The organism is Paraburkholderia sp. EG286B, assembly GCF_040965655.1.
In the GTDB taxonomy this organism is placed as follows: Bacteria; Pseudomonadota; Gammaproteobacteria; order Burkholderiales; family Burkholderiaceae; genus Paraburkholderia.
Map to the genome: position 1 here is coordinate 1 of NZ_JBFRCF010000116.1, position 1,332 is coordinate 1,332.

Genomic DNA, 1,332 nt, shown 5'->3' on the forward strand with positions numbered 1-1,332 from the left:
GTGCGACCTGAAAGTCGCTTGAGTTTCTGTTTCACTGGAGAAGGTATGACCTGATGAAACCGGTTGTTCCATCAACCGTTCCCTACCCGGACATGCCGAGCCGGTAACAGCTCGGTGTGAAGCTCTGGGGACAACGTAGCCACCGGGCAACCGGTACGCCGAACCGCGAGGAGAGGCGGAATCTGCCAGCACGAAGGCGGAGAGGAGCAAGGGATGGGCGGGTACGACCAATATATGTGAACTTCCGATAAACGTCGTCACCAGTAGCAAGCCAAACGTGCTGACAGGCTTGGACCAAAACGGTACGCGGTGTGGAGTGGTCCTCGTGTACTGGGCCACCATGGACGACAAGCCGCCGGCGAATAGGAAGGGTCCGCCCCGCTCGGAAATTCATGCGGAACAGGGTAAGCCCATCGCGCTGCCGGCAACGGCAGGCGAACCGCAAGGAACGCTGTTGGCGCGGTGGGTAGAGGAGCGCGGAGAAAGCGAACGCCCGGCTGTAATGGTCGGGATACGGGCTGAGACATTGCCCGACGCGAAAGCGGGCAGACTTCCGCGTGGTCATTCATGGCGAGATAACCTTGACCAATCGTTATATGAGGGAAAGCAGATGACGGCAGTGGACGCGAAAGCGCCTGACGCTGGTGCGCCCTCGGGCGCTGCACAGATGTGGGACCGTGCAAAATGGCTGCACATCGAAGCAGAGGTGAAACGACTTCAGGCCCGTATCGCCAAGGCCGTCCGGGAAGGCCGATGGGGCAAGGTGAAAGCATTGCAACGTCTGCTGACCCGCTCGCATGGCGGCAAGATGCTCGCCGTCAAGCGTGTGACGGAGAATCGTGGCAAGAGAACGCCGGGGGTGGACGGCAGGGTCTGGTCATCACCGGCGGCCAGGTGGAAAGGAATGTTGTCGCTACGTCATCGAGGCTATCGAGCGATGCCGCTGCGGCGTGTCTACATTCCCAAGAGTAATGGAAAAAAGCGTCCGTTAGGAATCCCGTGTATGCGGTGCCGTGCGATGCAGGCTTTGTGGAAGCTTGCTCTGGAACCCGTCGCGGAGACCCTGGCAGACGCCAATTCCTACGGCTTTCGGCCCGAACGCTCGACCGCCGATGCCATCGAACAGTGCTTCAACGTTCTGGCCAAACGTGCTTCGCCAGAATGGATTCTGGAGGGTGACATTCGAGGCTGTTTCGACAACTTCAGTCACTCCTGGTTTCTGGAGAACATACCGATGGATAAGGAGGTTCTGCGCAAGTGGCTTCAGGCCGGATATATCGATGAGGGAACCCTGTTCGAGTCCCAGGCGGGTACACCCCAAGGGGGTGTCAT

The 1,332-nt window shown here is 59.2% G+C and carries 1 protein-coding gene; it reads left to right on the plus strand.

What is annotated here, in order from left to right; all coding sequences use genetic code 11:
- Window positions 1-610 precede the first annotated feature (610 nt).
- A partial coding sequence (locus AB4Y42_RS43960; protein WP_368697855.1) for a reverse transcriptase N-terminal domain-containing protein occupies window positions 611-1,332 on the plus strand: 722 nt, incomplete at its 3' end.